Source organism: uncultured Sphingomonas sp. (assembly GCF_964235535.1).
GTDB lineage: Bacteria > Pseudomonadota > Alphaproteobacteria > Sphingomonadales > Sphingomonadaceae > Sphingomonas.
On the sequence record NZ_CAXSBH010000094.1, the window covers coordinates 1 to 4,096 of the forward strand.

5 protein-coding genes are annotated in these 4,096 nt (G+C 68.2%); all 5 read left to right on the forward strand.

Annotation, left to right across the window (positions count from 1 at the left end):
• Positions 1-236: 236 nt before the first annotated feature.
• Positions 237-602 (forward strand): endonuclease domain-containing protein, encoded by a 366-nt coding sequence (locus ACFE7F_RS15545; RefSeq protein ID WP_375404755.1) that lies wholly within the window; start codon positions 237-239, stop codon positions 600-602.
• Between the two features lie 267 nt (positions 603-869).
• On the forward strand, positions 870-1,859 hold the full coding sequence (locus ACFE7F_RS15550) for an NAD(P)H-dependent flavin oxidoreductase (protein WP_375404759.1): 990 nt from the start codon (positions 870-872) through the stop codon (positions 1,857-1,859).
• Positions 1,860-2,115: 256 nt separating this feature from the next.
• On the forward strand, positions 2,116-2,820 hold the full coding sequence (locus ACFE7F_RS15555) for a PEPxxWA-CTERM sorting domain-containing protein (RefSeq protein ID WP_375404756.1): 705 nt from the start codon (positions 2,116-2,118) through the stop codon (positions 2,818-2,820).
• 185 nt (positions 2,821-3,005) lie between these two features.
• Entirely contained in the window at positions 3,006-3,698 is a 693-nt protein-coding gene (tolQ, locus tag ACFE7F_RS15560) for a protein TolQ (RefSeq protein WP_375404757.1), read from the forward strand.
• 1 nt (position 3,699) lies between these two features.
• A partial coding sequence (locus ACFE7F_RS15565) for an ExbD/TolR family protein (protein WP_375404758.1) occupies positions 3,700-4,096 on the forward strand: 397 nt, incomplete at its 3' end.

Here is a 4,096-nt window from a genome sequence, read left to right on the forward strand (position 1 = left end):
GGCGTCTTACTCGCCGCCAGCCTTGCCTATTGGTGCTGATTGAGTCCTAAGCCTAACCCTCTCCCGCTTTCGCGGGAGAGGGACAGGCGCGAAGCGCCAGGGTGAGGGGCGGGCCTAGCCCGGAGAGGTCCGGCCCTCACCCTCGCCGCGCTTCGCGCGTCTTTCCCTCTCCCGCGAAAGCGGGAGAGGGCTGGAGGGCGGTTCTCACCTTGGCGCGCTTGTGCCATCCCGGCCGGATGCAACGGCCGAAATCTCGCGCCAGCCCGCACGCTCCTCGCCTTCGTCGCGAGCGGACCGAGGTCGAGGAGCGTTTCTGGCAGCGCGTCCGCGACCGAAGGCTGGAGGGATACAAGTTCCGCTTCCAATCCACGGTGGGCCCATTCGTGGCCGACTTCCTGTGCGTCGACGCCAAGCTGATCGTCGAGCTTGACGGGAGCCAGCATGACGAGATCGTCGATGCCAGACGGACCGCATATCTGGAAAGGTGCGGCTACCTCGTGCTCCGTTTCTGGAACAACGAGGTGACACAGAATATGGATGGCGTGCTTACGGTCGTCCTAGATGCGTTGCGTTCGCGGGCGCCTTGGACCGGTGAAGACTAGACCCGCTCCCAAACCCTCTCCCGCTTTTGCGGGAGAGGGAAAGACGTGGCGCAGCCGCGGCGAGGGTGAGGGCCGGACCCCCTCCGGGAGAGGTCCGGCCCTCACCCTGGCGCTCACGCGCCTGTCCCTCTCCCGCAAAGGCAGGAGAGGGTTGGAAGGGGCGCTCCGCTTGCGGGGGCGGGGTGGTGAGGGTTAGGTACCCGCATGACCGACACCCTCGCCCATCCTCCCGTCACCTCCACTGGCCGTGGTCGCCTCGCACGCCGCATGTCGCGCGGCGCGACTTTCCTCGGGTGCGAGTACGCCATCTTGGGCGGGGCGATGTCTTGGGTTTCGGAGCGGAACCTGGTGGCGGCGATCTCGAACGCGGGGGGGTTCGGGGTGCTGGCGTGCGGAGCGATGACGCCCGAGCTGCTCGACCGGGAGATCGCCGCGACGCAGGAACTGACGGACAAGCCGTTCGGGGTGAATTTGATCACCATGCATCCGGCGTTGACCGAGCTGATCGCAGTGTGCGGGCGGCACCGGGTCGGGCATGTGGTGCTGGCGGGGGGGCTGCCGCCCAAGGGGTCGCTAGACGCGATCAAGGCGACGGGGGCCAAGGTGGTGTGCTTCGCGCCCGCGCTGAGCCTGGCGAAGAAGCTGATCCGGTCGGGCGTGGACGCGCTGGTGATCGAGGGGATGGAGGCCGGCGGGCATATCGGGCCGGTGTCGACGTCGGTGCTGGCGCAGGAGATGCTGCCGGTGATTGCCGAGCAGCTGCCCGTGTTGGTCGCGGGCGGGATCGGGCGCGGGGAGGCGATCGCGGGGTATCTGGATATGGGCGCGGCGGGGGTGCAGCTGGGCACCAAATTCGTGTGCGCGACCGAGTCGGTCGCTCATCCGCGTTTCAAGCAGGCCTTTATTCGCGCTTCGGCGCGCGATGCGGTGGCGTCGGTGCAGCTCGACCCTCGGTTGCCAGTGATCCCGGTCCGCGCGCTCAAGAATGCAGGCAATGAGCTGTTCACGGCCAAGCAGCGCGAGGTGGCCGGGCGGCTCGACGAGGAGGCTGTGGCGATGGCGGAGGCGCAATTGGAGATCGAGCATTATTGGGCGGGTGCGCTCCGCCGGGCTGTGATCGAGGGCGACATCGAGCATGGGAGCGTGATGGCGGGGCAATCGGTGGGCATGGTCACGCGCGAGGAGCCGGCGGCCGCGATCATCGCCGAGCTGATCGACGAGGCGGCGTTCGCGTTCGACCGACGCGCGGCCGGTTAAGTAGTTTCGTTCAGATTCACCATAATCCCGCGGCGACCGAACGACGCCGGGATGATACATAGCTAATCTCTGAAGTTAATGAGCCGTTGTGCGACAGATCATCGACTGTGCCGAATCCGAACGGTCCAAGTCTTCATCACCGCTCGCCCTTCAATCATTCGATCCAGTATTTCCGTTCGGAGCCGCTGCCTGATTCGACGACTGCGGCGAGAACTTTCGGCAAGCACGCCGACGGTTGCGAACAGGGGACGACATCATGCGCGCTACTCTATTGACGACCGCCGTTCTGGCGACACTGGCCCTCGCGACGCCTGCGGGCGCGGCTAGCGTAAGCTTCACCGGCAACTCGCCGACGAGCGGGACCTTCGGCAATTCGTACACGACCAGCTCGGGCGGCGTCGGCGTGCGCGCGACCGCCTGGTCCGGCTCGACCGCGCTCAGCGTACCCGAGCAGGTGTATCTGGGCACATACTCGTCGGGGCTGGGCGTCACCAACCGTTTCGAGGGGAACGGCGTGGCGAACAACTCGCATGTCACCGATAATATCGGCTCCTTCGATTTCGTGGCGCTGACCTTCTCGCGGGCCGTCACCCTGACCGGGATCACGCGTAACGGCTTTTCGGTGAGCGGCGGCGCATCGACCGATACGGACGCCTGGATCAGCTACGGCGAGCTCAACCCGGCGGCTGGCGTGGCGGCGCAGTTCGCCGGCTTCACGAGCCGCGGCTTCGAGGTCGCGGGCGGTAGCGGCTTCGGTACCGCCGCGGCGGCCACCACCTGGCTGGTCGGCGCGTCGCGGCTGGCGTCCGATCGCGACGACGGCTTCAAGTTGGGCGCGGTCAGCTTCGACGTCGTGGCCCCCGTGCCGGAGCCCGCCACCTGGCTGTCGATGATCCTCGGCTTCGGCCTGGTCGGCGGCGTGATGCGTCGACGTCCGCGCGTGGGTTTCGCGGTCGCCTGAACCGGAGCCGCGTCGCCGGGCGCAGCGAACCCCGGCGGCGCGCGATGTGCGCCGGGGAAGGGGTTCGGGCCGATTTGCGCGCCGGAAGGCGTGTACGGCGGGTTGCGCGGGAGGGTGCGTCCTCTACACCGCGCGGAGAACGGCCGGCGGTGGCCGCGATCGACCCGCCGGGGAGAGGCGACAGCGTGAATCCGTTCTTCGAGACCGACGCGGCGACCCTGTCTCCCGTGGCGCTGTTCCTGCAGGCCGACTTCGTGGTGAAGGCGGTGATGGTCGGGCTGCTGCTGGCCAGCATATGGACCTGGGCGATCATCTTCTCCTTTTCGCGGCGGGTCAGGCGGACCCGGCGCGAGATGGAAAAGTTCGAGCGGGACTTCCTGGCCGCGGACGATATCGACGCGTTCTACAAGCTCCATGGGCAAAGCGCTCTGCCGTCGGCGCGCGTGTTCGCGGCGGGGGTGGACGAGTGGCGGCGGTCGACCGCGACCTCGCCGATCGACAAGGGCGGCACGCGCGAGCGGCTGGCCACCGCGATGGGCGCGTCGGTCGCCGCGGAGATCGACGCGATCTCCGACCGGCTGAACATCCTGGCGACCGTCGGGTCGGTCGCGCCGTTCGTGGGGCTGTTCGGGACGGTGTGGGGGATCATGCGGAGCTTCACCGCGATCGCATCGGCGCAGAACACGTCGCTGGCGGTGGTCGCGCCGGGGATCGCGGAGGCGCTGTTCGCGACCGCGATCGGGCTGTTCGCGGCGATCCCGGCGGTGATCGCGTATAACCGCTTCAGCCACGGCGTGAACCGGGTGGAGGCGGGGCTGAACCGCTTCGCCGACGGGTTCCACGCGACGCTGAGCCGCCAGCTGGACGGGGCGCGGTAGGGTGGCGATGAACCTGCCGTCGCGAGCCGGGCGGGGAAGGCGCGCGCCGATGGCGGACATCAACGTCACGCCGCTGGTCGATGTGATGCTGGTGCTGCTGATCATCTTCATGGTGACCGCGCCGCTGTTGACGGCTGGCGTGCCGGTGAACCTGCCCGACAGCCGCGCCAAGCCGCTGGAGGCCGAAGAAAAGCCGGTCCAGATCTCTATCGACCGCACGGGCAAGCTGTTCGTCGACAATACCGAGCTGGCCGAGGGCGACCTGCCCGCGCGGCTGGAGCGGATCGCATCGGCCGGGGATGCTGCGAAGCCGCCGCAGGTGTTCCTGCGCGCGGATCGGGGACTCGATTACGGGCGGGTGATGCGCGTGATGGGCGAGCTGAACCGCGCGGGGCTGA